The organism is Neoalteromonas flava (genome assembly GCF_002807685.1).
Classification (GTDB): Bacteria; Pseudomonadota; Gammaproteobacteria; order Enterobacterales; family Alteromonadaceae; genus Alteromonas_E; species Alteromonas_E flava.
Genome location: NZ_PEAX01000003.1, coordinates 171,107 through 196,104, shown reverse-complemented (window position 1 = coordinate 196,104; position 24,998 = coordinate 171,107). Strand labels below are relative to the sequence as shown.

The 24,998-nt window shown below is 44.2% G+C and carries 20 protein-coding genes and 1 tRNA gene; 6 read left to right on the top strand and 15 right to left on the bottom strand.

Going from position 1 to position 24,998, the window contains the following annotated elements:
* Window positions 1–7: 7 nt before the first annotated feature.
* The 4 genes from CSH92_RS06940 to CSH92_RS06925 form a co-directional block, all read right to left on the bottom strand.
* The gene (locus CSH92_RS06940; protein WP_100656903.1) at window positions 8–1,006 is read right to left on the bottom strand and encodes an ABC transporter permease; all 999 of its coding nucleotides are present in this window, start codon (window positions 1,004–1,006) and stop codon (window positions 8–10) included.
* Between the two features lie 26 nt (window positions 1,007–1,032).
* Window positions 1,033–2,418, bottom strand: coding sequence for a CmpA/NrtA family ABC transporter substrate-binding protein (locus CSH92_RS06935; RefSeq protein ID WP_100656902.1), 1,386 nt, complete (start codon window positions 2,416–2,418; stop codon window positions 1,033–1,035).
* A gap of 301 nt (window positions 2,419–2,719) precedes the next feature.
* Window positions 2,720–3,793: a CmpA/NrtA family ABC transporter substrate-binding protein gene (locus CSH92_RS06930; RefSeq protein WP_100656901.1), complete on the bottom strand. Its 1,074-nt coding sequence runs from the start codon at window positions 3,791–3,793 to the stop codon at window positions 2,720–2,722.
* Window positions 3,794–3,795: 2 nt separating this feature from the next.
* Window positions 3,796–4,389, bottom strand: coding sequence for an ANTAR domain-containing response regulator (locus CSH92_RS06925; RefSeq protein ID WP_100656900.1), 594 nt, complete (start codon window positions 4,387–4,389; stop codon window positions 3,796–3,798).
* 467 nt (window positions 4,390–4,856) lie between these two features.
* Between CSH92_RS06925 and CSH92_RS06920 the strand changes: the two genes are divergently transcribed.
* Window positions 4,857–5,579, top strand: a complete 723-nt coding sequence (locus CSH92_RS06920) for a hypothetical protein (protein ID WP_124916934.1) — start codon at window positions 4,857–4,859, stop codon at window positions 5,577–5,579.
* On the opposite strand, the gene CSH92_RS06915 is transcribed toward CSH92_RS06920, so the two are convergent.
* The 5 genes from CSH92_RS06915 to CSH92_RS06895 all read right to left on the bottom strand — a co-directional run bounded on the left by CSH92_RS06915 (window position 5,572) and on the right by CSH92_RS06895 (window position 11,947).
* Window positions 5,572–6,843 (bottom strand): sensor histidine kinase, encoded by a 1,272-nt coding sequence (locus tag CSH92_RS06915; protein ID WP_100656898.1) that lies wholly within the window; start codon window positions 6,841–6,843, stop codon window positions 5,572–5,574. The genes CSH92_RS06920 and CSH92_RS06915 overlap by 8 nt on opposite strands.
* 2 nt (window positions 6,844–6,845) lie before the next feature.
* Window positions 6,846–7,538 carry a response regulator transcription factor gene (locus CSH92_RS06910; RefSeq protein ID WP_100656897.1) on the bottom strand — a complete coding sequence of 231 codons (693 nt, stop codon included), beginning with the start codon at window positions 7,536–7,538 and terminating at the stop codon, window positions 6,846–6,848.
* Between the two features lie 35 nt (window positions 7,539–7,573).
* Window positions 7,574–8,698: a type 1 glutamine amidotransferase domain-containing protein gene (locus CSH92_RS06905; protein WP_100656896.1), complete on the bottom strand. Its 1,125-nt coding sequence runs from the start codon at window positions 8,696–8,698 to the stop codon at window positions 7,574–7,576.
* A gap of 79 nt (window positions 8,699–8,777) precedes the next feature.
* Complete coding sequence (locus tag CSH92_RS06900; RefSeq protein WP_100656895.1) at window positions 8,778–11,258, bottom strand: ABC transporter permease; 2,481 nt, start codon at window positions 11,256–11,258, stop codon at window positions 8,778–8,780.
* Entirely contained in the window at window positions 11,252–11,947 is a 696-nt protein-coding gene (locus CSH92_RS06895) for an ABC transporter ATP-binding protein (RefSeq protein WP_100656894.1), read from the bottom strand. The genes CSH92_RS06900 and CSH92_RS06895 overlap by 7 nt, the downstream gene beginning before the upstream one ends.
* Before the next feature lie 163 nt (window positions 11,948–12,110).
* On the opposite strand from CSH92_RS06895, the gene CSH92_RS06890 reads away from it, so the two are divergent.
* Window positions 12,111–12,578: a helix-turn-helix domain-containing protein gene (locus CSH92_RS06890; protein WP_100657460.1), complete on the top strand. Its 468-nt coding sequence runs from the start codon at window positions 12,111–12,113 to the stop codon at window positions 12,576–12,578.
* A 63-nt stretch (window positions 12,579–12,641) separates the two neighbouring features.
* Here CSH92_RS06890 and CSH92_RS06885 read toward each other — a convergent pair whose 3' ends face one another.
* Both CSH92_RS06885 and CSH92_RS06880 read right to left on the bottom strand, forming a co-directional pair.
* The gene (locus CSH92_RS06885) at window positions 12,642–13,130 is read right to left on the bottom strand and encodes a LabA-like NYN domain-containing protein (RefSeq protein ID WP_100656893.1); all 489 of its coding nucleotides are present in this window, start codon (window positions 13,128–13,130) and stop codon (window positions 12,642–12,644) included.
* A complete protein-coding gene (locus CSH92_RS06880; RefSeq protein ID WP_100656892.1) occupies window positions 13,127–14,452 on the bottom strand; it encodes a DEAD/DEAH box helicase in 1,326 nt (441 codons plus the stop codon). The genes CSH92_RS06885 and CSH92_RS06880 overlap by 4 nt, the downstream gene beginning before the upstream one ends.
* A gap of 321 nt (window positions 14,453–14,773) precedes the next feature.
* On the opposite strand from CSH92_RS06880, the gene CSH92_RS06875 reads away from it, so the two are divergent.
* From CSH92_RS06875 to CSH92_RS06865, 3 genes are all read left to right on the top strand, one after another.
* Window positions 14,774–15,472 (top strand): DUF6090 family protein, encoded by a 699-nt coding sequence (locus CSH92_RS06875; RefSeq protein ID WP_100656891.1) that lies wholly within the window; start codon window positions 14,774–14,776, stop codon window positions 15,470–15,472.
* 99 nt (window positions 15,473–15,571) lie between these two features.
* A complete protein-coding gene (locus CSH92_RS06870; protein ID WP_100656890.1) occupies window positions 15,572–17,404 on the top strand; it encodes a DUF885 domain-containing protein in 1,833 nt (610 codons plus the stop codon).
* A gap of 28 nt (window positions 17,405–17,432) precedes the next feature.
* Complete coding sequence (locus tag CSH92_RS06865) at window positions 17,433–18,653, top strand: M24 family metallopeptidase (protein WP_276307866.1); 1,221 nt, start codon at window positions 17,433–17,435, stop codon at window positions 18,651–18,653.
* 489 nt (window positions 18,654–19,142) lie between these two features.
* Here CSH92_RS06865 and CSH92_RS06860 read toward each other — a convergent pair whose 3' ends face one another.
* From CSH92_RS06860 to CSH92_RS06850, 3 genes are all read right to left on the bottom strand, one after another.
* Window positions 19,143–21,413, bottom strand: a complete 2,271-nt coding sequence (locus tag CSH92_RS06860) for a heavy metal translocating P-type ATPase (RefSeq protein WP_100656889.1) — start codon at window positions 21,411–21,413, stop codon at window positions 19,143–19,145.
* A 239-nt stretch (window positions 21,414–21,652) separates the two neighbouring features.
* Window positions 21,653–22,444, bottom strand: coding sequence for a DUF4198 domain-containing protein (locus CSH92_RS06855; RefSeq protein ID WP_100656888.1), 792 nt, complete (start codon window positions 22,442–22,444; stop codon window positions 21,653–21,655).
* 204 nt (window positions 22,445–22,648) lie between these two features.
* Window positions 22,649–23,107, bottom strand: a complete 459-nt coding sequence (locus tag CSH92_RS06850) for a globin family protein (protein ID WP_100656887.1) — start codon at window positions 23,105–23,107, stop codon at window positions 22,649–22,651.
* Between the two features lie 583 nt (window positions 23,108–23,690).
* Here CSH92_RS06850 and CSH92_RS06845 point away from each other — a divergent pair.
* Window positions 23,691–24,773: a GGDEF domain-containing protein gene (locus tag CSH92_RS06845; protein WP_164084678.1), complete on the top strand. Its 1,083-nt coding sequence runs from the start codon at window positions 23,691–23,693 to the stop codon at window positions 24,771–24,773.
* Window positions 24,774–24,890: 117 nt separating this feature from the next.
* Here the strand turns inward: CSH92_RS06845 and CSH92_RS06840 are convergent.
* Window positions 24,891–24,967 (bottom strand) — tRNA-Pro (locus CSH92_RS06840).
* Window positions 24,968–24,998 lie beyond the last annotated feature (31 nt).

The window sequence follows — 24,998 nt, the reverse complement described above, 5'->3', positions numbered from 1 at the left end:
TACTGCGTTATCGCATGGCCGTGGATTTATCCCACGATAACCATCGTTGCAGTTGCAGCATGCCGCGATCGAGCATAAAACCTATCAAGCCAATCACTAGTACCGCTGTCATGATCCGGCTTAGGGATTGTGAACTACCATTTTGGAATTCATCCCAAACGAACTTTCCTAACCCTGGGTTTTGCGCAAGCATTTCAGCTGCAATGAGTACCATCCAAGCCACGCCTAGTGACATCCGCATACCGGTGAAAATCGCTGGAATAGAAGCTGGAATAACAATTTTCTGTACATGTTTTAGTGCAGGTAATTGCAACACCCTACTGACGTTTATCCAATCATTGTTGATTGAGGCTACACCTACTGAAGTGTTGATCACCATCGGCCACAAACAACACAAGGTAACCGTTATCATTGAGTTCACAAATGACTTCGCAAACATGGGATCTGGCGATACGTATAAAGCGCTGACCACCATGGTCACTAAGGGTAACCATGCCAAGGGTGAGACCGGTTTAAATACTTGGATAATGGGATTGACCGCAGTATTTAGAGATTTGCTAAGCCCTATTGCAATTCCTAAAGGAACAGCAATAAGAGCTGCAAATAAAAACCCACTTAACACCGTTACCAAAGAGGTGATTATCTGATCCAGAAAGGTTTCTTTGCCGGTGTAAGCACGCAACTTTGGTTCATAAGTAGGGTCATCAGCCACTCGTTTGGCGTTTCGCTCTACTTGACGAGCATAAAAATCAGCTTCCCGCTGGCGCGCAGTTTGATGTTCCTGATAAAGGTTTATGACCTGGGATCCAACAGCTTGTGGTCCAGGGAATTTCCCTAAAGAAGTATCAATATTGTTCGCGGCAATCGACCACAACACAAGGAATCCACTGATCCCAAGGAGCGGTAACGTAATTATACTGATTGTTTGATTCAACCATTGAATGAAACGGTTACTCTCAGCTAATTTGTCTTTTCGCGAAATAAATTTAGCGATTAATGTCGACATAAGGATACTCTCCCGTAGCACTCAGACTACAACTTTTGACCTGATTTAAGGCCGATCGCGAACTTCTCGATGTAGGCGTTAGGTTGGGTCCCATCGTAAACAATATTGTCAATAAAGTGAGTTTGTGGAGCTTTAAAACCGTCTTCATTAGTAAGTTCAGCGAAGTCACTGGCCAGCATTAACCCTTCAGCTACTAATGATTGTGCTGCTTGCATATAAATGTCTGGGCGATACACTTGACGGGCGATATCAAAGTACCAGTCATCAGGTTTGTCTTCGCTGATCTGTCCCCAGCGACGCATCTGTGTGAGATACCAGATAGCATCTGAATAGAACGGGTAAGTTGCGTGGTAACGGAAAAATACGTTAAAGTCTGGCACTTCACGCTTATCACCTTTTTCATATTCAAAGGTTCCAGTCATGCTGTTAGCAATAACTTCGTAATCGGCTCCCACGTAGTTCGACTGACTCAGAATTTTGACTGCTTCTGGGCGATTAGCGTTATTATTGGCGTCTAACCATTTCGCCGCCCTTATCAAAGCTCGGGTAAGACGGACAGTTGTATTCGGATATTTTTCTGCAAATTCTTGCGTGATCCCAAATACTTTTTCCGGATTGTTTTTCCATATTTCATAATCAGTAACCACAGGCACACCAATCCCTTTAAAAACCGCTTGCTGGTTCCATGGCTCGCCTACGCAATATCCGTATATGGTTCCAGCCTCTAAGGTTGCAGGCATTTGCGGTGGTGGCGTGACCGATAGTAACGCTTGTGCGTCAATCTGCCCGGAAGTATCGCCATTATGCGGTGCATAAAACCCTGGGTGAATACCACCTGCAGCAAGCCAGTAGCGTAATTCATAATTGTGCGTAGATACGGGGAACACCATACCCATGTTAAAAGGCTTACCCTGTTGAATGTAGGATTCTACAACCGGCTTTAATGCATCAGCTTTGATTGGATGCTCTGGACGCCCATCAGCCATCTTAGGAATATTTGGTTTCATTTGCTGCCAAACTTCGTTAGACACAGTAATGCCGTTACCATTTAAATCCATTGAAAATGGCGTAATAATGTTCGCTTTAGTGCCATAACCAATGGTCGCTGCTAACGGTTGGCCAGCAAGCATATGCGCACCATCAAGACGCCCATCAATAACACCATCAAGCAGTACTTTCCAGTTCGCTTGTGCCTCGATAGTGACATACAGCCCTTCCTCTTCGAAGTAGCCCTTTTCATAAGCGATTGCAATGGGAGCCATATCTGTGAGCTTAATAAAACCGAAGGTAAGCTCCTCTTTCTCTGGGTATCCAAGCTCAATATCAGCCGCCACACTTGCCACTGCCCATGCGCCTGCAAAAGCGACGAGGCAGACATGTTTGGTTGCTTTAGTTAAGATTTTCTTAAACATCCGAATTTTCTCCAAAAAAAAACCCGTACGTTATCCGAACAATGTGTTCAGTTACGTACGGGCTTCGTTGCCTTTATATTGTCTGTTTGACTACGCCGTTGCAGTACTGTTTCTCGGGTCGATTCCGAGTATTGATCCCGCTGTTGGAATCAATGCTACTAATTTCAATACATAAATAATGCCAACATTAAAAGTTATTATTAATCAATTAGTTGAAAAAATTAATTAATACTTCGATGAGTATTCCTGCACTAAGATAGGGCAAGTTGGCGCCAAAAAAAGGCAGTCATTCAATACGCCACTACTCAAAAGCGGCTTTATAGATATCTGGACGGAATACTTCGGTAATCAGTTTATCCGCACAAATATTGCCTTCCAAATGACCTGCAGCATACATTTGACTGTGAAGCCATTCACCGAATGTGAAATTCGGGCAATTGCTCTGATTTGAGTTATCTCCTGAAAACTGATTGTAACTTGGAATATCCCTAGGTTCGGCGTCGCTATGAGTTAAACAACTACCAATTAATGAAGGTGCTACGATATCGATTTCAGTATCTAGATATGCTTTAGATGCTAACCAGCGCGCAGCCTCGAATCGATTGGGGACGTCGCGCAACCAGTCACAACTTTGTTGCAAGGCGCAGATTAGTGCACGTGTTGTCGCTGTATTCGATGCATACCATTCCTGAGTAATTGCCAATACCTTCTCTGGGAAGTCAGGCCAAATATCGGATGAGGTAACACCGGTAAACCCGTCTTGCTCGCGAACGGCTTGGGCATTCCATGGGCCACCAACACAGAATGCATCGATATCACCGCGCGACAATGCTTCAACCATATGCAAAGGTGGAATAATGAGAATGTCGACGGAGTCACTAGCGACTCCACCTTGCGCTAGCCATGAGAGCAGTTGATAGTAGTGGCAACTATAGGGATAAACCGTCGCCAAACGCAACTTCTCGCCCTTGAGTGCCCGCACATCGATAATGTTGAGCAACAAACTTGATGGCATCGGCAAGGGTATTTGTTCAATCTGATTTATCGCCAATATTTCTTGCCGCAATTTACTGCTGATTGTAATCGCGTTGCCATTGCGACTAAGAACCATTGGGGCAAGCATTGCTACTTTTTGACCACCAAGACCCAAGGTGCATGCCATTGGCATTGGCGCAAGCATATGACCTGCATCTAGTTGGCCGGACTGTAACTTGTCTCGCATAGCGACCCAAGAATTTTGCTTGCGTAAACTTACATCAAGCCCCCAGTGAGCGAAAAACCCTTTTTCAATGCCTACCACAAATGGAGCACAATCCGTTAAGGGCATAAAACCAATGTTAAGTTGCGACTTCTCAATATTATTCGTAATACCCATAGTTAGTTATCCAACATAGAAGCCAGCGACAGAATATTGTTTGCCACATCTTCAATTTTTTGACTATTGTCCATTGCCATTTTGCGTATGCGGTGATACGCCTCTTTTTCTGTTAAGCCCTTCGTTTCCATTAGCCATATTTTGGCTTGTTCAATAGATTTTTGGCTAGTGAGCTTCTTTTTAGTCGCCACCAATTCTTTGCGTAATCGTTGATATTCACTAAAACGAGCAATTGCTATATCGATGATTGATTTTACTTTTGTTGGATCAACATTTCCCACTACGTATGCACTAACGCCAGAACGCATCATGGAATTAATCGTTGCCGTATCTTCATCATCAGAAAACATAACGACCGGTTTAGGATTCAGCTGAGAAATTTGATTTAAACTTTCAATAATATCCCGGTCCGGAGATTCTACATCCATGATGATCAGATCAGGTTGATTAATCTCAACTTCTCGTAACAGGCTGAGCCCACGCGAGGTTACGTGTGTGATCTGATATGCTGACTTATTCAACATTGACGACACGAGCTCGGCTTTAGCTAGATTGCTTTCAACCAATAACACCTTGATTAAAGACTTTTCGCTCATTGGTCCGTTTGCATGGTCATATTATTCGATTAATCCTTGAAGCAAATCACATACCATTAAAATAACCCTTATATTTCTTATGGTTACAATACCTCGCTTGCATAATAGAACTAGCAGCGCACCAAAATGATTCAATATAAGAACCGAATTTGAGCAGTTCAAGATTACGACTAAGTGAGTACGTGTAAGTGCAATTTAATATTCCTTCTGGGCATCTGACATGTAAATTCGTTTATCTAGGTTCCAACAGCACTGATTTGCACACTCGCATATTTTGTTATTACTTTTAACCACCAATACAGCACCGCAGGTTGTTCATACCCTCTGTCGATATCCAGTGTTTAAGTAAGCTCGCTTTCACGCCTGTTTCACAGTGCTTCATTTAGAGTTTCACTTTAAACAATTTCATGAGGGATTTTCAGGTGTATCCAACATACATTGCGCTTGCGCTGAGTTTAGGTGTGACTGTGACAAGCGAACCAATATCGTCCAACCCGGGTATCGTGATACAAGCAACTCAAAGCGATCTTACATCAGAAAACTGGATGCATATGATTGATGACGCAATTAGCCGGTTCGAGTCAACCTCTCTCAAAGAATGGGCATATCAAGTTGAACGCTTTGAAAACGAAGAAGGCGATATTACGCATAGTTTAGAACAGTTTGAGCCAGCCAATGGGCTCTCCAATGCGTGGTCTTTGGTGCGTATAAATGACCAATTGCCAAGCCAGCAACAGCGCGAAGCATTTGCTGAGCGGAAAAATCAGTCACAGGATGCGGAAGAATCAGCTAATTTTTCAATTAGCTTACGTGAGCTTATTCAGGTCGATACATTGATCCCAATTAATGAAGATCGTCACTTCATATATGCGCAATTTGACGTCTATTTCAGTCAACTGGGTGAAGCAGAATCGAAATTCCTGCTAGGCACACTCAAGTATGCTAAACATGAGGACTATATCGCACAAGTAACCATTGTTAACACAGCCCCACTCTCTCCGATGTTTACCGCCAAAATCACTGAACTGGAGTTCTCACTCTCATTCTTGCAGATTGACCAAGCGATACTTCCAGAAAAAATTTCCTTAAACATGTTGGGCACGTTTGCAATTTTTACTGAAATCGATGAAGTGTCGGTTGATACCTTTTCGGACTATGAATATCGCGGCGCTCAATTGCCGGTTAATTAAAGGTTACAGTCACCGTTGTGCCCGATGCACTGGTGACTGTGAGCGTCCACCCTTGAAACTCGCACAGCCGTTTTACAATTGATAGGCCAAAACCAAATCCAGTGCTTTGCTGACCTTTTACCCCAACGTCAGTAAGGCTGTCTGTCAGCGCGGGCTCAATCCCTGGACCGGAGTCTTCAATATGTAGCTCATGATTGCTGAAATACAACCTAACCGTGCCTGCATCTGTAAAGCGAAACGCATTACTTAGCAAGTTATCAAGCACCACTTTAAGTACGTTTTCATCACCATTTATTGTTACTTCACAGTTATCTGCAATTTCGACCTCAATTGGCTTATCTGCGAGCAATAAACGATTATCTAGAACCGCGCGCTCTATAACTGGCATTAGCGCAGTGGACTTTTGTTGGCCCCTACCATGCTCTTCGCGCGCCAGCATGAGCAGCGTTTGTACGGTATGTTCCATTTGCTCACTGGCTTGTAAAATACGGTTCAATGCTGGTTGATCTTCATGTTGCTGTTGTAGCAGCTCAATGGCATTTTTAATTACCGCCAAAGGCGTACGTAACTCATGACTGACATCGCGGGTAAAACTTTTCTCGCGGGATATGGCATTGGCAATCCGGTGTAAGCTTTGCTCCAGAGCTTGGGCTAATATCCCTACCTCATTTCGGGGGTAGTGTGCAGCGAAATCAGACGGCAACTTATCGGGTGCTACACCTTCGACTAGATTTGCCAACTGTTGTAATGGCCGAGTGGTGCGACGACCAATAAACCAAGCGATCAAGCAGGCGATTCCCGCAATAAACAATCCACTAACGACGAGAAATTGAATAATGCCCCCACGGATCGGGCGCACTACTAATTGATCGCTAACCTCAGCAACCAAAAAAACCTCGTCATGCTGTGGGAAGCGATGGAGATGATAATGACGGCCTTGTGATCCATAAAATTCGGTTCGTTGGGGTTCTTCTAGCGCAATAGCTAGAAAATCTTCTGGTAGCTCATTCGCATCAAATATCAATTGCATATTGGCGTTTCGCGGTTCCGGCCACTCACCGTTCTGAGCGTAGGATGATTGTAAAAATTGCGCCTCTTGCAAAACCCCTCGCTGAATAAATTGATCTTCCAAGTTGTACAGCAGCATCAATGAAATGAGACCATATACTGCTGAAATACATAGCGTAAATACACAAAACCGCCAGATAATACGGCGACTCAAACTGTGAAATTTGGACGTTTCTTGCGGCGCTGTTCGTGCCATCTTCAATCCTTAACATCTAGCGTAAACCCTGCCCCAAAAACAGTTTTCAGCAGCGGCTCGGCAAAGGGCTTATCAAGTACCGTTCGCAACTGATAGATATGCGAACGCAAAGCATCTGACTCAGTGGGTTCATCACCCCAAAGCTTTTGACTGAGTTCTGAGCGGGTTACAACTTGCGGATAAGCTTCTGCAAGTATGGTTATGATCTTGTATCCCATCGCACTGACCGCAACAACTTGACCGTCGCGGGTAATCGTCCGTCGTTTCCGGTCAATACCCAGTGGACCTATTTTAATTACATCATTCGTTTGCAAGCGATGGCGACCAGACAGCGCCAAACAACGCACTTCGAGCTCTTGCAGCGAAAAAGGCTTGGTTAAATAATCATCCGCGCCATGCTGAAAACCCGCGACTTTATCATCAATACTGTCACGAGCAGTAAGCATCAGAATTGGAATATGCCGAGGCGACTGTTCACGCAGTTCTCGGCATACTGCTAAGCCATCCATGACCGGTAAATTTAAATCTAGAATGAGCACGTCATAGAAGTTTTCTAGCGCTAAGTTTAGTCCTTGTTTGCCCTGCGTTGCGAAATCAAAAACGTGCCCTTTTTGCTCCATATACTCAGCAATATTTTGTGCAATATTCTGTTCATCTTCGATGAGTAAAATGTGCAACTGATTTGGCTGAGTCATATCAATACAAGTCCTATATGGAGCATCGTGCCGCTTCACTGCGTTATGCTAGTTAACAACTCTTGAGCGGCAGTAAAATCCGGATGACTGTCTAGAATGTTACGCAGTGTTTGTGTACTGGCAACAGTATCACCCAATTGCTGTTGCGTCTTGGCAATTTGAATATCCAGATTGGGATTATTAATTGCACTTTGACCTAACTGCATAAGGGTTAATGCTTGTTGCAGCTCTTTATCATCTTCGGCCACATTTAAGAAATAGTAACCATACATACCGACTAATTCGATATGCAGCTGCTCAGATCCTTGAGAAAGTTTGATGGCAGCTGTTTTATCGCCAGCCAATAAGTCTGCAACCAGCGCCAACGTATAATCATCACGAAATGTTGGCATGGCAACTGGGGTGAGCCCTAGCTCTGCAACCATAGCTTCTGCCGCTGCTACCGTTGAGGTCGGGTTTTGGCCAGTGATTAAACGCTCATCTACCGCTACATATTCAAGCATTATTTCGGCCGCTGCAAATTTACCTCCGCGGGCTTTTAACTTGTCTTCTAACAGAAAATCAAACTCTGCTAGCCACTTTTTGCCAAACAGTTGCTCTTCTTCATTAGTAAAACCATTGACGGTTTTACCGGCAACCAGATACTCGCCATTGGCTAACTTAACGTGCACAAGTGCGGCAGGGCCATGGCAAACCGCAGCGATTACGCCCTGTTGTTGATATATATCTGCAATCAAGGTTTGCAGTGCCGTATCTATTGGCAAATCAAACATTGCGCCTTTACCGCCAACGACAAATACGCCAGCATACTCAGCAGCATTGACGGTGCTAATTGGCAGCGTCTCGTTTAGCTTTTGCATGATTTCTTGATCAGCCAACACCGGTGCATTGAAATCAGCACTCGGGTCGTAATTATCAGCTTCTACCGCTCCCCCCTTAGGACTGGCGATATCCACCTCAATACCATTCGCTTTAAACACTAAATAGGCTTTAGCAAATTCATCAAATTCATATCCTGGTGCCGTTTGACCTTTGTCTTTGCCGTTACTGCTTACGACCATTAGAACGCGGCTGTCTGCGCTAGCCCACGAATAATGCATAGTAAAGGTCACAATTAACAGTGTGAAAATAGTTATAAACCGCTGGATTGTTGTGTACATAATTGTATCTCCTCATTGTGTGCGTGAACGTTCTCATGGACCGCGTGAAACGAATGTGAAAGGCAAAAATTATTTAATTTTATTCCGCCATGAGTTCGCGCACAGAACTGCGCAGACTATTTCTGCTGGCAATCCCACCCACACACATAACGATGATTAAGATCACGGACAACGTTAAGGCAAGCCAAGTAATATCGGGGTGGTAAGGCAGTGAAAACTGCGATTGATAGATCATCACGCCTGCCACCCAAGTACCAAAAATAGCCCCACCAGCCGCAATAACAGCAGTCACCAACCACTCAACACCATTCATGTACCAGCAGGTTTTTTTACTCAACCCGAAGCTTAAGATAACGCTATTTTTAAGCCGCTCTTGAGACTCTAGGGCTTGTACTGAAGCGAGTATTACAATGATAGCCAACACACAGATCAAAATCGCAAAGCCCCCAATCACCTGCGTCACCATAGCCAAGGTGCGGTCAAAACGTTGCATCATCTCCTGCATTGAAACCATACGTAAGGTCGGATGAAGCTGCCAGAGTTGACTTATCTCAGTGAAATCTCTATTGCTTACTTCCAGACTCGCCATTGCATAGCGTTGTGCTGCAAGATAATTAATAGCCATGGCGGGCATTTGCACCCAAAACGTAATCGAGCCTGCACCTGGTTTGTACGCATGACTCGCAGTAATTCGAAACGTAATAGGTTGATTTGCGATATAAAAGGTGAGCTGGTCGCCAAGGCTCAAGCCAAGGTCGGTCATTACTTCTTCTTCAACCGACACTTGCTGCCAGTCACTGGTTCCTGATTCCCACCACTGACCACTGAATACACGATTATTGCGCGGTACTGCATCTGTCCAATGTAAACGGATTTCACGCTGTAACGTGGCTAAACTGCCACTTGGCTGGGTACTAAACTCGGCAACCGGTTTATGATTAATCGCCGACAATTTGGCATAAACAAAAGGCTTTTGTTGCCGAAATTGAACGTTGCGCCCGTTACTCCATGATTGCAGATCGTCAAGTTGCTGCGCAGTGGCTTGAGTCACTAGTAAATTGCCATCATGCGTGCGTTGATATCCTTGCATTGTCGCCCCCAAGTCGCGGAGTAACATTAGGGTAAAAAGCAGCAAAAAAGCACATAAACCAACACCTAAGACTTGTGTAGTTTTGCTTAATAAACGCTGTTTCATCATAAACAGCGTGAAAGGTATGAGTCCAGAGTAACGTTGGGTAAGCTTTTCACCCAGAGTTAAACCGAACCAACTAATCAACAGAATTAACAAAATGCACGATACCATCGCGCCTAATACCATGGCGGTAAGCAGGCCATTGTCTGAATATGCAATACCGATGGCGACGAGCACAAACACTGCACACAGCAACGAGAATAGTGCACGCCCGCTAGAGTGTTGACGATACACCAATTGCCGCACCGAGGCTTGCTGCAAGGCAAGCCACACTGGGAACTGAAAGGTTATAAAAAGCATACTCCCGGCAACTAGCGGCTTAACTAGGTCTAGTGGATTTAGATGCCAAGTAAGCTGCATCAAAGTAGCTGACAACCACTGCACCACCAGCCAATGACAAACCAATGAAGCCAATACGACCAAAGGCAATAAGGCAGCGAGGCTCAGCAACCATTTGAGTATAGCTAACGTGACCGCTTGTCGTCTGGTGCTACCAAGACTCAGACAAACAGCAGTAAAAAATTGCTCGTGCTGAGTTTTGACTTGAGTAATTTGCTGGATTGCGATAGCCGCCATAAAGAACAAAATAATTGAAGCCAGTCCGATAAAGTTTTCGGTACGTTGCCAAAACAAAGCTAAAGGATGCTCGCCTCGCTTATGATGAACCTGAGCAGCTGGTAGCTCTATTTTTTGCCAATCGAGAATGGACTGCAGTTTGGCGTCATTGACTGTTGCCATGTACCGATAGTCGATATCGCGAGAGTTGAAACTGAATTGCGCGAGTGAATCGCGGTGGATCAATGCGCGCATGGAAAGGTTATATCCCTCCATCAATCGATCAGGCTCGTGCTGTAATCGCTTAGTCACCTTTAACGGGTACTGTGTGATCGTTATTGTATCGCCCACCTTTAAGCTTAGAGCCGCCATCAGCCGTTCATCAGGCCAGATCTCACCCACCCCTGGCCCAGTATTCGCAACCAATGAGGGTCCACCCGCTAGATCGGCCACTCTTAATTCGCCCTGTAAGGGATAGTCATCACCAACTGCCTTTAAGGTTACTCGTTGCCAATCCTCCCCCCGCGTTAATGTGGTCTGGACGGATTGGGTATAAATGCTGTGTTCAGCAAAAGCAGCCAGCTGCTCTGCTTGTGGAGAGGTTAATGGTGCTGACTGAGCGATCACGACGTCAGCTCCCAATAAATTTTGCAAATTGTTAGCAAGATAACGTTGAATTGACTCACTCGATAAGCTTAACGTGATGATAAAAGTGAGTAAGATTGCCTGAACCCATACCAAGGTTCGATTGTAAGGCGCACCTTTTTCAAGCTGATGAAGTTGCCAAGCGAGACGAATATTAGAATTTAACATATGACCTCCTCAGTCTGCTTTAACGCAACGTTACATTGCCCATTAACAAAAGTGAGTAAATGATCAGCTCGCGACGCTAAAGAGTCACTGTGCGTAACCAAAATCAAACCTGCACCATGGTCCTGACAACAGGAAAATAGGCAGGTGATCACATCATCAGCACTGCTTGCATCAAGGTTGCCCGTAGGTTCATCAGCAAAGATAAACTTCGGTTCAAAAACTAAGGCTCTAGCAATAGCGACCCGTTGTTGCTCACCACCACTGAGTTGTTTGGGTTGGTGTAATAAGCGATGGCCTAAACCGACCTTCTGCAACCAGAGCTCTGCTTTTTGCTCTGCATCCGCAATCCCCCTCAACTTAAGTGGCAATGCAACATTATTAAGGGCATTAAGTTCGGGTAAGAGGTGAAACTGCTGAAAAATAAAACCAATATCCTCACGCAGAACCTGCATGGGCATACGCTGCCCATTTTCTAGGTAATCAATGCTGCCTGAGCTCGGTTTTTCTAGCCCAGATGCCAACATGAGTAAACTCGATTTGCCTGATCCTGAGGGCCCCACGATAGCGTAAGACTGCCCTCGGTTGATTACACAACTGAGTTTTTCAAATAGCACAACTTTGCGTTGACCCGTTTGGAATGACTGACTGATTTCGTTTAGTTTAATCTGACTAGCGTTATTTGATGGCATGTTGTGGCCTCTTTAATTGCTCACCAGCAGACTAATAAGAGGAACGTGAAATCAATGTGAAACAGCGCCACGCAGCAGTAAAGCAGCAATGTCGGGTAAATGTCGTGTTGCTTTCCTACCCGACAACCTTATGCTTAAGGCAAACTCCTGAATGTGTCTTGGCATGCGTACACCACAACTGAAACAACTAAGAATTAGTCGCCACATTTCGCAAGAACAACTTGCCACTATGGCAGGATTAAATGTGCGCACCATCCAACGGATCGAAAGTGGTCATAATGCCAGTGTTGAATCAGTGAAGTGCATCGCCGCAGCCTTAGACATAGAGCTCGAACTTTTAACTCAGGAGACATTTATGATTGATAAAAATGCCGACAACTGGAAATCACTGCCTTGGCTACTCAAAATTTGGTTTATGTTTAATTTTTTACAGGCGAGACCGACTCGAGAAGCCGCGGTAAGAATCGAAATTATTGCCCATACGTTTGGATTTATATTCTGTTGCTTGGGCTTCATTAGTGAACCAGCGCTTGCTGGCGGATTAATTTTACTCGCCTCAGCCTACCTATTTAATTTACTTAAATGGCAAGGTGATAAGTACGGGATTTGGTACTTGAGAGAGTCAGATTAGCACGTCTTCACACTGTCTAAGGCTGCAGCCACCGTTAGCTTTTAGCGGCGGCTGCCTAACTTCCTACAACAAATCATTGGCATTGATTGGCGTATAAACATCACAGCTTTGGATCAGAGCTTGGGCCGTTAGCGCTTCCACACTGACGACCCGAGTCGTTGCACCTAAACCTTGCTTTATGCGCACTAGCAGCTGCGCGAAGTCACCATCACCGCTTAATAAAATCACTTCGTCAACCTCAGAAGCAATGTCCATCACGTCAATAGTAATTCCTACGTCCCAATCTCCTTTTGCAGAACCATCGGCCCGCTGGATGTAAGGCTTTAACTTGACGTCAAAGCCAATATTGCGCAGGGCACTTTGAAAACGGTGCTGACCGTCATTATGACTATCGATAGCATATGCATTGGCAACACAAACATCGCATTTCTCTGCCAACTGTGCATAAAACTGACGGTAGTTGAATTGGCGTTGATACTCCTGACGACAGGTGTAATAGATATTCTGTACATCAACAAACACTGCCGCCCTAGGCTTGGCATCAATGCTCATGATACTGAACGAGCGCCCTGTGAACTCGGCTTTCGAACTCGGCGTCTGCGCCGCGAGGGGTTGGGCTTAGGCTCGTTGTCACCAGCTTTATCCTTGCTTCCTTGAGTCGCGTCATGCGAAGGCTTTGGCTTTTTAGGCTTCTTTGGCTTTTTGGGTTTATTGGGTAACTTTATCGCCGGTAGTTCTTCACTGGGTTCAAAACCACCGACAACATCACGTTGAATAGTGAGTTTAATTAAGCGCTCTATACTGGCTAATTGCTTGGCTTCATCAACGCTAACTAGCGATACCGCTAAGCCCTCTTTCCCCGCACGCCCGGTGCGCCCAATCCGATGCACATAATCTTCTGGAACATTGGGTAGGTCAAAGTTAATCACGAAAGGTAACTGCGAGATATCAATACCACGCGCCGCAATGTCCGTTGCGACTAACACTTGTAACTTGTCGTCTTTAAAGTCTGCTAGCGCTCGTGTACGCACATTTTGGCTTTTGTTACCGTGAATAGCCGCCGCTTTGATCCCTTGTTTATTTAAAAACGTGGTCAATCGGTTAGCGCCATGCTTGGTGCGGCAAAAAACCAATATCTGATACCAGCCATGCTGCTTGATCAAATGCACTAGTAGCTTTGACTTCTGTGCTTTATTGACTGGGTGTAAACGTTGCTCTATACGCTCCACAGTGGAGTTTGCTGGCGTGACAGAAACTTCGATAGGTTCATTTACTAGGTTTCGCGCTAATGCGCGGATTTCGTCAGAAAAGGTCGCTGAAAAGAGTAAGTTCTGTCGCCGCTTAGGTAATAAGGCCAGTATTCGCTTTATATCGTGAATAAAGCCCATGTCCAACATACGATCAGCTTCATCTAGCACTAACATTTCAAGCTGCTCAAACTTAACCGCATTCTGCTGATACAAATCAAGTAAGCGCCCTGGCGTAGCTACCAATACATCTGTACCGCGGCGCAACTGCATCATTTGCGGATTAATTTTCACTCCACCAAAGACTAAGTTACAGCGCAGTGGCAAATCAGCTCCATAGTTCTTAACACTATCGGCGACCTGTGCGGCGAGTTCACGCGTCGGCGTTAACACCAGCGCACGCACGCCATTGCTGCTAACTTTTCGCCCACTCTCCATCAACCGTTGCAGTAGTGGTAGTGTGAAAGCTGCAGTCTTACCTGTACCGGTTTGGGCTGCTGCCATAACGTCTCGACCTGCTAAGACCGGGGAAATTGCTTTTTCTTGGATTGGTGATGGAGAGTCGTAACCTTGCTTGGCAAGTGCTGATAATAGTGGGGAAATTAATCCGAGTGATTCAAATGTCATGCTGTCTCATAATAAAGTTGCTTCAAGAGCCAGATTGAATTCTCGGCCCTAATTCAGTCCACGTTGGCTCCTCAGCGCAAGCGGCCGTGGAGGATACAGTAATACTGTTTGCTTTACTAATACTTGTTGTTTTTTTGTGCACTTTAGCACCTATACGAAATGCATCGTATACCTCTACCGATGAAATACGGGAGCAAGATTATTTGTAACTATCACTGACTGAATTATTGATATTGGCAGAATTTACAACTAAACCTTCAATCAGTTTCTTGCGACAAACACTAATAAGTATTTTCACTTACAGTTATTTTTTAAGGCCTCATGATCAACAAGTATTCGACTAAATTACTCAAAGGATTTGCCTATTTCGGCAAAGACTTAATTTTGCTGGTACTGGGTATTTATTTAGCACTTTGGACCGAAAATAAAGTTGAGCAATGGAACAATCATCAAAAACAACTTAACTACCTCGAGCAACTAGAACAAGACTTGTTGTTTGACCAAAGTCAAATTCAACAGTTAATTCCCGCGCTTGAAGAAAAAGTTGCAACATTAAATGAAGCGATTCAATTTTTTCAATCATTTGATGGTAACGTCGATTCGACAGAGGCTCAGCAGAAAGCATTGAGTGCAGCTCGAGTTGTTAATAACTACTACTTTTTTAGTCCTCAGGATTTCACTTTTACATCCATGCGGGAAAGTGGTGACTTTAAACTGATATCTGATGCGCAAATTAAGCGGCGTTTACTCAAGGTGAATAAACGGTACTTCCTCCAGCAAACTCTGCAACATAATTATATGCAAGGCTTGGATGACGAATTTATTCCGATGTGGGTGCGCCACGCAGACATGCTTGAAAATAAGTTAGTTGACCCTAGCATTTTAAATCATCCGTTATTTAAAAACATGCTTGGCTTTGCCTGGAATGAAACGTCAATACGCTTGAGAAACCTTAAAGATGCTCAACAAGAAGTGGCAGAAACTATCACCGCTCTGCACTTCGCTTATACAAAAGAATGAAGCTTTAAGTTGTGCGGGAGTGATACGCCAACTCGCACATTGACAAACTATAGGCATGTGTGTGCAGAATTCAGCATTAAGCTCTCAACCTGTGCCCTTATGTTCAAATATGTCATCGCTTTCACTTTCACCATCATGACCGCCCTGCCAGTTATCGCTGACTCTAAGACAAATGAATTAAGAAGCGAAAAGTTAAGAGAATGGTTTGCACAAAAATATCAAGAGTATCTGAAATTCTCGCCCATTATGCGTACTCGTCTTGGTCTTAAGGATGGCTATGCCGATATCGACGACATGAGCGAAGAAGCTGAGCTCAAGCGTGTTAGTTGGTTTACGTTGTCAGCGGCAGAGCTTGAGCAGCAGTTTGATTATCTTCGCCTATCACCAGAAGAGCAAACGTCTTTCGATGTGTTTATGCAGCAGGCCGAACATGCGCAGCTGTCCTACCAATTCCGCTATAACCGTTACATATTTCATCAAATGGAAGGGATCCATGTCAGGCTCCCTAACTTTTTAATAAACAGTCATAAAGTGGGCTCTATTGACGATATGCGTGCCTACATCAGTCGTATTAAAGAACTATCAAGAGCGATTGAGCAACTGTTAGTTAGAGCCAAGCAAAACGCTGCGAAAGATGTACGCCCACCAAAATTTTCTTATCTAGAGGTAATACAGCACTGCAAAAATCTGCTTAGCGGACGTCCCTTTGATAACAGCACTTCCGATTCACCATTATACGCTGATGCCAAACAAGAAATAAGGCAACTGCTGGAAGCTGGTAAGATCAACAAAGCGCAGACATATGAATTAGAGAAAGAGGTCAGCAACGAATTAAAATCTAATTTTCAAACAGCATATCAGAATGTAATACGCTGGCTGCAGGAGGATATCGTCAATGTATCTGATATCGCTCAAGGTGTGAGCGCTTTACCCGATGGTAAAAATTACTACGCTGCAACATTGCAAATCCAAAATACTACGTCGATGACCGCCGATGAAATCCACGAGCTAGGCCTTAAGCAAATACAGCGCATCCGCAAAGACATGCAAAACATCATGGATCAGGTGGGTTTTGAGGGGAGCTTGCAAGACTTTTTCAAGCTTGTGCGGGACAACAAAGACGACCGCCGCTTCTTTTATCCGGATACCGATGATGGCCGTGAGGCATATCTTCGAGATTCTAGGGACTACCTAGCTTCGCTCACTAAATTACTTCCTAACTACTTTGGCATATTACCTAAAGCTGACCTTGTAGTTCGACGCGTAGAGCCTTTCCGAGAGCAAGCGGGCATGGCACAGCATTATTATGCCGGCACTCCAGATGGCTCTCGTCCCGGCACCTATTACGCGCATCTCTCTGACATGACGGCGATGCCAATCATTGAAATGGAAGCGGTAGCTTATCATGAAGGAAACCCTGGTCATCACATGCAAATCTCGATTGCTCAAGAGTTAGATAACGTGCCGGCATTTCGCACACAAGCTTCATTTACTGGATTTGTTGAAGGATGGGCGGTGTATAGCGAATTACTCGCCAAAGAGATGGGAGCTTTTGACGACCCTTATTCAGATTTTGGCCGACTCGTGCTTGAGATATGGCGCGCGATACGTTTAGTCGCCGACACCGGAATTAACGCCAAAGGCTGGACCGAAGAACAAGCATTTGAGTTCTTCAAGCAAAACTCCCCGCGTTCTGAGATATCTATGCGCACGGAGGTACAGCGTTATTTTGTTTGGCCCGGACAAGCAACCGCCTATATGATTGGCCGACTAAAAATCATAGAGTTACGGGATAGAGCACAGAAAAAACTGGGTGACAAATTTGACATCCGTACTTTTCACGACCAAGTGATTGGTGGTGGAGCTTTACCCCTGTCTATATTAGAAAAGCGGATTAACAACTGGATCGCCAAGCAACTCGCTGCGGCTTAAAAAGAGAGGTTTACGCGTGACATCACAAATACTGCCTATTGGTGTGGGTGGCAAAACAACCGAACAAGCACTGGCTGAATTAGAAGACATGACAACTGCGCTGGTACCTATTCAGGTTGAGGAGTACCACCAGCGGATCAGCAAAGCCCAGGCATACATGCGTACCCATGCTATTGATGCAATCTATTTAAATGCCGGAACCAGCTTGGCATATTTCACTGGCTTGCAATGGTATCCTAGTGAGCGGCTTGTCGGCGCTGTGTTAACCGCGACTGGTGAACTTGATTTCATTGCACCTCATTTTGAGCTCGGTTCAATAAAAGACGCAATGGTTGTTCAGGCTCCTACCATCCTTTGGCACGAACATGAAAACCCATTTGAGTGGTTGCATTCCCTACTTTCGGACTTGGGAATTAGCAAAACGGCTACCATCGGCATGGATGAAAACGCACCGTTTTTTATTTATGACGGGCTTAATGCCGTCCACAATAGCTACCAGATAATCAATGCAAAAAGCGTCACAGCGCATTGCCGAATGCACAAATCAGAGCAAGAGCTCAACATCATTCAAACGGCCATGAATATGACGCTAAAAGTGCATCAAGCCGCGGCTAGTATACTTCACGAAGGGATCACAACCACAGAGGTGGAAACCTTTATTAATCAGGCCCATAAAAAGGTCGGTGCATCTGGGAGTTCATTCTGTATTGTACTATTTGGAGTCGCCTCTTCATTCCCGCACGGTGTAAAAGCGCCACAAACCTTAAAATATGGTGACGTTGTGCTGATCGATACAGGTTGCCGGCTGAATGGCTATCACTCAGATATTACCCGCACCTATGTCTATGGCGATGCCACTAAAGACCAGCGAGCAATGTGGCAACATGAAAAGGCAGCTCAGCTAGCTGCATTTAATGCGGCTCAATTTGGCGCTACTTGTGGTGCTGTTGATGATGCGGCGCGCACCTATCTTACGTCTGTTGGATTAGGACCTGACTATCAATTGCCTGGCTGCCCTCACCGCACTGGGCATGGATTAGGCATGGATATTCATGAATGGCCCTATTTGGTTAAAGATAATCCACAAATACTTGGCCAAGGCATGTGTTTTAGTAATGAACCAATGATAGTGGTACCGGATCAGTTTGGGATCCGTCTAGAAGACCACTTCTACATCACTACACAAGGACCTCGGTGGTTTACTGAACCCTCTCATAGCATTGATGACCCATTTGGTCTGGGTGCTTAACTGAGCTTGCCAAAACAATGTGGCTAGCTTAAGTGCACAACTATTAGGTCATCCTTTGTTTACTGGCTCTTCGTTTACAAAGAGCCAGTAAACAAAACTTATGCGACCTCATTCAATCGGCTTAGCTAAATGTAATTAAACTTCCTGACGTAAGTTCAAGCTCCACGCGGATCTCATCAATAACATTCATTCCCGTTGACGCCGACCACATTTGCCCCAATAGTGCGTGAGAAGACTGCGTCAGAACTTCTTCCTATCGTTCATCAGTAATACGTACAGCAATATTGTTGGCAAAAACCAATAAATGAAAAGTTGATTGATAAACTGCCCATCGTCGACGCAGTATCTTGCATGTGGATTTTTGAAATAAAGGGTGCAAAGTGTAAAAAACATGTCTATCACAATTTCTATAAGACTTTACCTCCCTCGGAGATAAGACCATTTACCATTAAGATATTTCTAGCTGCCGAAGTAAACTTTGCAATCAGCTTAATTATTAGGTTTGAATTTTCGTAACCGCAACGCATTTTCGATCACGAATAGGGATGATAGCGTCATGGCACCTGCAGCCAATATCGGTGAAAGAAGTAAACCATAAGTTGGGAATAATACTCCTGCCGCAACTGGAATTAGAATAATGTTATAACTAAATGCCCAAAATAAATTCTGTTTAATATTGCGAATAGTCGCAGCTGATAACACAATCGCATTTGCAACTCCATTCAAGCTTTCAGAAACAAGCACCACGTCGGCGGCCTCAATCGCAATATCAGTACCAGATCCGATTGCGATGCCTACATCTGCTTCGGCCAACGCTGGTGCATCATTAATACCATCGCCAACAAAAGCAATACATCCGAATTCATCCCTGAGTTTTTTCAGTGTGTTTAGCTTGCCTTCTGGTAATACTTCAGCGACCACGCGGTCAATGCCTATCTGGTGCGCTACTGCCTCTGCAGTGCGTCGATTGTCTCCGGTGAGCATCACTACCTGAACACCTAACTGATGAAGATTGCGCACGACTTCCGCTGCCCCACCTTTGATTGGATCTGCCACTGCAATGATAGCCGCGAGCTCGCCGTTTAATGCTGCATAAAAGGGCGACTTTCCTTCATTCCCAAGCCGTTTCGCGACATCTGAAAAGTATGATGTGTCGATACCTAGCTGAGCCATCAAACGATCTGCTCCAATCTCCACCCGAATATCGTCTACCATGCCTTTTACTCCAAAGCCGGTTACAGATTCAAAATCTGATACTTCATGGAGGTCCAGCTCTTGCGATCTAGCCTTTTCTACAATCGCTTGAGCAATTGGATGCTCTGATTTGTCTTCTACTGCGGCGATGAGCGCCAGCACTCTATCATTGGAGAAGCTATCTTTTGGGTAGAAGTCGGTAACCACTGGTCTACCTTTCGTAAGGGTTCCCGTTTTATCCATGGCAATGAGTTTGGTATCTTTAAGTTGCTGTAGCGCTTCGCCTTTACGAAAAAGCACCCCCATCTCAGCCCCCTTCCCGGTGCCAACCATGATGGACGTTGGCGTGGCCAGTCCCATCGCACAAGGACAGGCAATGATCAAAACTGCGACCGCGTTTACAAGCGCGAGACTAACAGTCCCGGGAGGTCCCCATATTAGCCAAACAAAAAAGGTAAGCGCCGATAAGCTAATAACGGCGGGAACAAACCACATTGTTACTTGATCTACTAAACTTTGGATAGGTAACTTCGCCCCTTGCGCTCCCTCTACCAAGCGAATTATTTTAGCCAAAACAGTATTTGTACCCACTGCATTGACTTTAACCGTCAATGCGCCGGTTTGGTTTATCGTTCCGCCGACAGCTAAGCTTCCTACTTGCTTCTCAACGGGAACAGGCTCTCCAGTCACCATTGATTCGTCGACATAGCTACTTCCATTTATCACCTCCCCATCCACAGGAATGCTTTCGCCTGGATGGATTTCTACAATATCATCAACACTTACTTCACTGATTGGTATATGAATACGCTTTTCATCGCGCACGACTAATGCCGTTTTTACTTGTAACCCTATCAGCCGTTGTATAGCCTGAGAAGTCTTGCCCTTTGCCCTCGCCTCAAGTAATCGACCTAACAAAATAAGTGTAATAATGACTGCTGCGGCTTCATAGTAAACATTTCGGCTTCCTGTTGGTAAAGCCGCAGGGATGAATGTTGCGACTACAGAGAATATATAGGCTGATGATGTCCCGACCACGACTAGTGAATTCATATCTGGCGATCTTCTGAGAAGCGCAGGTAAGCCTTGTTTGAAGAAGCGACGGCCCGGAACAGCTAGCACAATAGAGACCAGAACAAATTGAATATACCAATTCACCTGCATCCCTATCGTTGTGGCGATATAGTGATGAACTGAGGGCACTAAATGAGCTCCCATTTCCAGGACAAAAACCGGTAGAGTAAGCACGGCTGCAAGCATTAGATCTCTTTTTAACATTGCTTGCTCTTTGTCTTTAACGACTGTTGCAGTTTCATACTCAGCAGACTCATATTCAACATAGTGCGCTGAATATCCGGCTTTTTCTACCGCATCGACCAATTCTTGCGGCGTAGGCTGTAAGTCAAAATAGATGTTTGCTTTACTCGCTGCTAGATTTACTATTGCGCGGCTAACGCCAGGCACTTTTGCAAGTTCTAACTCGACTCGCCGAACACATGAAGCGCAGTTCATACCCTCTATTTGTAGAGTAATATTCCGCTGCGTTTTCGAAGCTTTTTCTGACATCTTACTCTCTCCTCAGTCATGATTTTGATCTCATGAATTTATTGTTTAGAGCGACTCTAAGGTCAAGCCTCCAATGAATTAGAGACGACCTGCAGAAGTAGATGCACCTTCTTCTTTTGGAAAAAAAGTGAGGTAAAGTAACATCGCGAATGATTGAACCTAACACTTATAGTCATCTTTCTAAACATCGACTTTACAAGAACAGTGGAGTGAAACAATGAGGGGCGAAAAAACAATATTTATCGCACCAAAACTAGCGTTGCCTGATCACTATGATAAAGTCCGTCGGCATTATCGGGCACTTTAAGTGCTATGGCTGCTAGCATCAAAGTCCCAGAAAGTATTCCCTTTATATCCACTTTCCCGTATTGGTCTGTGATGAGCGTAATTGCTTCTTTAGCCGTGTTCTTTACTTCTACCGGATGATTAGGAAGAGGGTCACCTTGATAAACAAGCTCAAAAATACTTTTGGACTCTTTCGTTCCTACGAACTCTAATTTTTGTCCGACTGGCTTAGACAAAAATTCTAAGCCAAAATCACAAAGCTCAATACACAAAAAGGTCTTCGTATGCTTAACGTAGCTTCTTTGCAGGGAAGGCTTTCCTGGCAATGCTTGAAATGCCTCTCTTACGCGTGACGTTGCACCAATTTCATCTAAATATCCATCTACGTTTTCATTATCAATAGCACCTGAACGAGCCTTGGTACTGATTGCGACTGTGACTACGCCATTTTGGGGTGCTATGAAACCTAACGATAAATAATCTTTGGTTAGTGCAAACGTTGGAGTATCGATTGTTTCTCCATTTAACTTGAGAGTGGTGAAATCAATTCGACGTTCATCAATACCCCAAGTTTGTTCTGGAAACGATAGCCCACTGGACATCCTAATCTCGACCTTACCACTTATTGGATATGTCCCTTGGACGGGCATTAGAAACGTATCATGAGCATACACTTCTAAAGTGATTACACTACTAAGCAAACATATCCAGCGGATGAGCAATTGTTGCATCTTTATTTTTTTCATATTCACTCTTCTTGTTTTTAAGAGGCAGGACCAACAATTGTTGTTAATGTAGCAGTGACCGTCGAAATGGCCAACGCAACTATTATTTCAATTGAAATCGAATTAGAAAGTAATACTCGTCCGTTGCCTGCACGTATTAAAGGAACAAACCTCAATTTATTTCTTGCAGCAATAGTTAAAATATTGTCATGAATGCTTGATGGCTTAGAAGTTATAACGCTTGATGTTTTTATAGGTACTGGCATTGTAATTCGAATACGCAGCACTTCTCATCACTTCAGCGACCAATCGGAATAAATCTACCCAAGCTTGCCTTACTTCCTGATTAAAATCAGTCCTAAGACCTTGACTCAAGGCATAGATCAACGCGTTCCCTACGGGAGTATAATCTTCAACTTTCACTCCATAATCTACGTGTTTTATCGCCAAATTTTGCAACACAGGTACCAAAGCGTCGATATCTGACAAGCCTTTTACAGCTGTACCCAGAGTCATCATTAGTTTTTTTCCTTGAGACTTCATGTCATTCTTGAAAAGCGGCCTCAGGCTTGGATCGTACTCGAATAGTTTGCGATAAAACAAAGTAGCGGCTGTTTCTGAAATAGGAGCGACTTTTTGAAAGCTGCTTTGGATCAAGAAAATTTGGCGTTTAGTTAAAGACATTTGGCTGTCACCCTTCCTAATAATCGCTAATAAAAAGTATAGTTGACTCGGTCTGTTATGCTAGGTCTCTTATCAACATGAAGAATTAACTTTAATGAATTTTGAAAAAACAGCTGAGTGCCTATCTTGAAACCGATTGTAAATCTGTAGGTTAAAGATACTAACGAAAACTCTTGATAACTATATAATCCAACGAGATTTTGATCCTTGCGCGTAAACCATGAAATAACCCCTTACTTCAACGCACCAAGGCACGGACTTTCTCGTATCACAATTTAGATTTCAACTTAGCCCCAAAATCCACCGTTGCTTAGGACATTTAAGTCACTAATGCCTATAAAGCCTCTATTGGGAAAGCATTAAGCAAACCCTAAATTCAGGTGTCACAGAGCCAAGTCGGTAGCAAAAATGGAACGCTAGTAATACTTGCCAATGAACCTTTATATTTCAATGGATCCTGAGCGGCATAATATGCTGATGAGATGTTTTTCATGATGTAAGATTAATGAAGTACTTTTACAACGAGCTCATTGTTATGGACCTAACGCTTTACAAAGACGTTTTCACCACGGGGTTTTTCGTAGTGATTTTAAGCGCGGTTCTAGCATGTACCTTTATATTCATTCGAATTTCTAAGACATTCTTATACACCACTTCTTTAAAGTTTTTTAAATTTTACTTTTTATTTGGCACCGTTGGTTTTTTTGCTACTTGGCTAGCTGTTGAGGGAGTAGTTCCAACGTTGCTGGGTGGCAGCGTTGTCGCATTCTGCGTATCATGCGCAATGCTTTATTTGGCTGTGATAAATCATTATTCTGATGGCCTTTTGCACGTCAAACGGGTAATAATTTTAGCGATAGTTTTCAGCCTTACGGCTGTAAATATAAGCACAATTCCCGTTTTCGCCTTGGTTGAAGCATTTTTCGCCTTAACGCTGCTTCCGTATGCAACTTTTACGATGGTGCGGCAAGGCCAATTCAAACGAAACTGTGGCACCGCTCTAGTGATGGCCGCCATATTAATCGTCCAGTGTGTCGCTGTTTTTCAGATAGTTTGGGTAATGACATCTGACGATGTGAAGCAACTGTTTGCAGTGACTGTTTTTTCCCAAGCGGTATCATTTGTATTCATTGGACTCGGTGTAACCACCGGCCTCCTGATTAATGAAAAGAAAAAGGTGACTGAGTTATCAAATAAAGATCCGCTCACCGGCTTGTCCAATCGAAGAGGCATGGAAATGCAAGTTAACTTGGGCTTCGCAGAAGGAACTACGTTGACTGCGATCGCAATAGATATCGATTTTTTTAAAAAAATTAATGACTCATATGGGCATGAAGCCGGCGACCTCGTACTAAGCAAAGTATCCGAATTGTTGACATCACTGGTTCGCGATAGTGACATATGCTGCCGTTTAGGAGGAGAAGAGTTTATTGTATTGGTAGCAGGGAATACGATTACAGACACATTGGAATTATCCGAACGTTTGCGAGCTGCAATTGAAGGATTTGGAGTAGAATATCAAGGCAAGAATATTCATTTCACCTCAAGCTTTGGAGTCGCTGAATGTCAAGAGAACGAAACGATACCAGAATTAATTAAACGAGCGGATGTTGCGTTATATCAAGCAAAATCCGCTGGCAGAAATCGAGTTGTGTTAGCAACATAAAATACACTATGGGCTTAGCAATGATTCTATCTCGTTGATAGCACTAATTTGGAGGTGCAAGAACGGCGACTTACGAGAATAAAGGAATTGAAACTCTATAGGTATCAGGAAGATAATTGGTCGGTGTGAGAGGATTTGAACCTCCGACCCCTGACACCCCATGACAGTGCGCTACCAGGCTGCGCTACACACCGACCGAAGACGCGCATTCTACTGATTTTCCAT

Excerpts from the sequence above, each read along its gene's own strand:
- CSH92_RS06900 (WP_100656895.1), bottom strand. The coding sequence starts at position 11,258 with ATGTTAAATTCTAATATTCGTCTCGCTTGGCAACTTCATCAGCTTGAA.
- CSH92_RS06905 (WP_100656896.1), bottom strand. The coding sequence starts at position 8,698 with ATGTACACAACAATCCAGCGGTTTATAACTATTTTCACACTGTTAATT.
- CSH92_RS06940 (WP_100656903.1), bottom strand. The coding sequence starts at position 1,006 with ATGTCGACATTAATCGCTAAATTTATTTCGCGAAAAGACAAATTAGCT.
- CSH92_RS06895 (WP_100656894.1), bottom strand. The coding sequence starts at position 11,947 with ATGCCATCAAATAACGCTAGTCAGATTAAACTAAACGAAATCAGTCAG.
- CSH92_RS06910 (WP_100656897.1), bottom strand. The coding sequence starts at position 7,538 with ATGACTCAGCCAAATCAGTTGCACATTTTACTCATCGAAGATGAACAG.
- CSH92_RS06875 (WP_100656891.1), top strand. The coding sequence starts at position 14,774 with ATGATCAACAAGTATTCGACTAAATTACTCAAAGGATTTGCCTATTTC.
- CSH92_RS06915 (WP_100656898.1), bottom strand. The coding sequence starts at position 6,843 with ATGGCACGAACAGCGCCGCAAGAAACGTCCAAATTTCACAGTTTGAGT.
- CSH92_RS06870 (WP_100656890.1), top strand. The coding sequence starts at position 15,572 with ATGTTCAAATATGTCATCGCTTTCACTTTCACCATCATGACCGCCCTG.
- CSH92_RS06860 (WP_100656889.1), bottom strand. The coding sequence starts at position 21,413 with ATGTCAGAAAAAGCTTCGAAAACGCAGCGGAATATTACTCTACAAATA.
- CSH92_RS06925 (WP_100656900.1), bottom strand. The coding sequence starts at position 4,389 with ATGAGCGAAAAGTCTTTAATCAAGGTGTTATTGGTTGAAAGCAATCTA.
- CSH92_RS06935 (WP_100656902.1), bottom strand. The coding sequence starts at position 2,418 with ATGTTTAAGAAAATCTTAACTAAAGCAACCAAACATGTCTGCCTCGTC.
- CSH92_RS06850 (WP_100656887.1), bottom strand. The coding sequence starts at position 23,107 with ATGTCTTTAACTAAACGCCAAATTTTCTTGATCCAAAGCAGCTTTCAA.
- CSH92_RS06890 (WP_100657460.1), top strand. The coding sequence starts at position 12,111 with ATGCGTACACCACAACTGAAACAACTAAGAATTAGTCGCCACATTTCG.
- CSH92_RS06880 (WP_100656892.1), bottom strand. The coding sequence starts at position 14,452 with ATGACATTTGAATCACTCGGATTAATTTCCCCACTATTATCAGCACTT.
- CSH92_RS06930 (WP_100656901.1), bottom strand. The coding sequence starts at position 3,793 with ATGGGTATTACGAATAATATTGAGAAGTCGCAACTTAACATTGGTTTT.
- CSH92_RS06855 (WP_100656888.1), bottom strand. The coding sequence starts at position 22,444 with ATGAAAAAAATAAAGATGCAACAATTGCTCATCCGCTGGATATGTTTG.
- CSH92_RS06885 (WP_100656893.1), bottom strand. The coding sequence starts at position 13,130 with ATGAGCATTGATGCCAAGCCTAGGGCGGCAGTGTTTGTTGATGTACAG.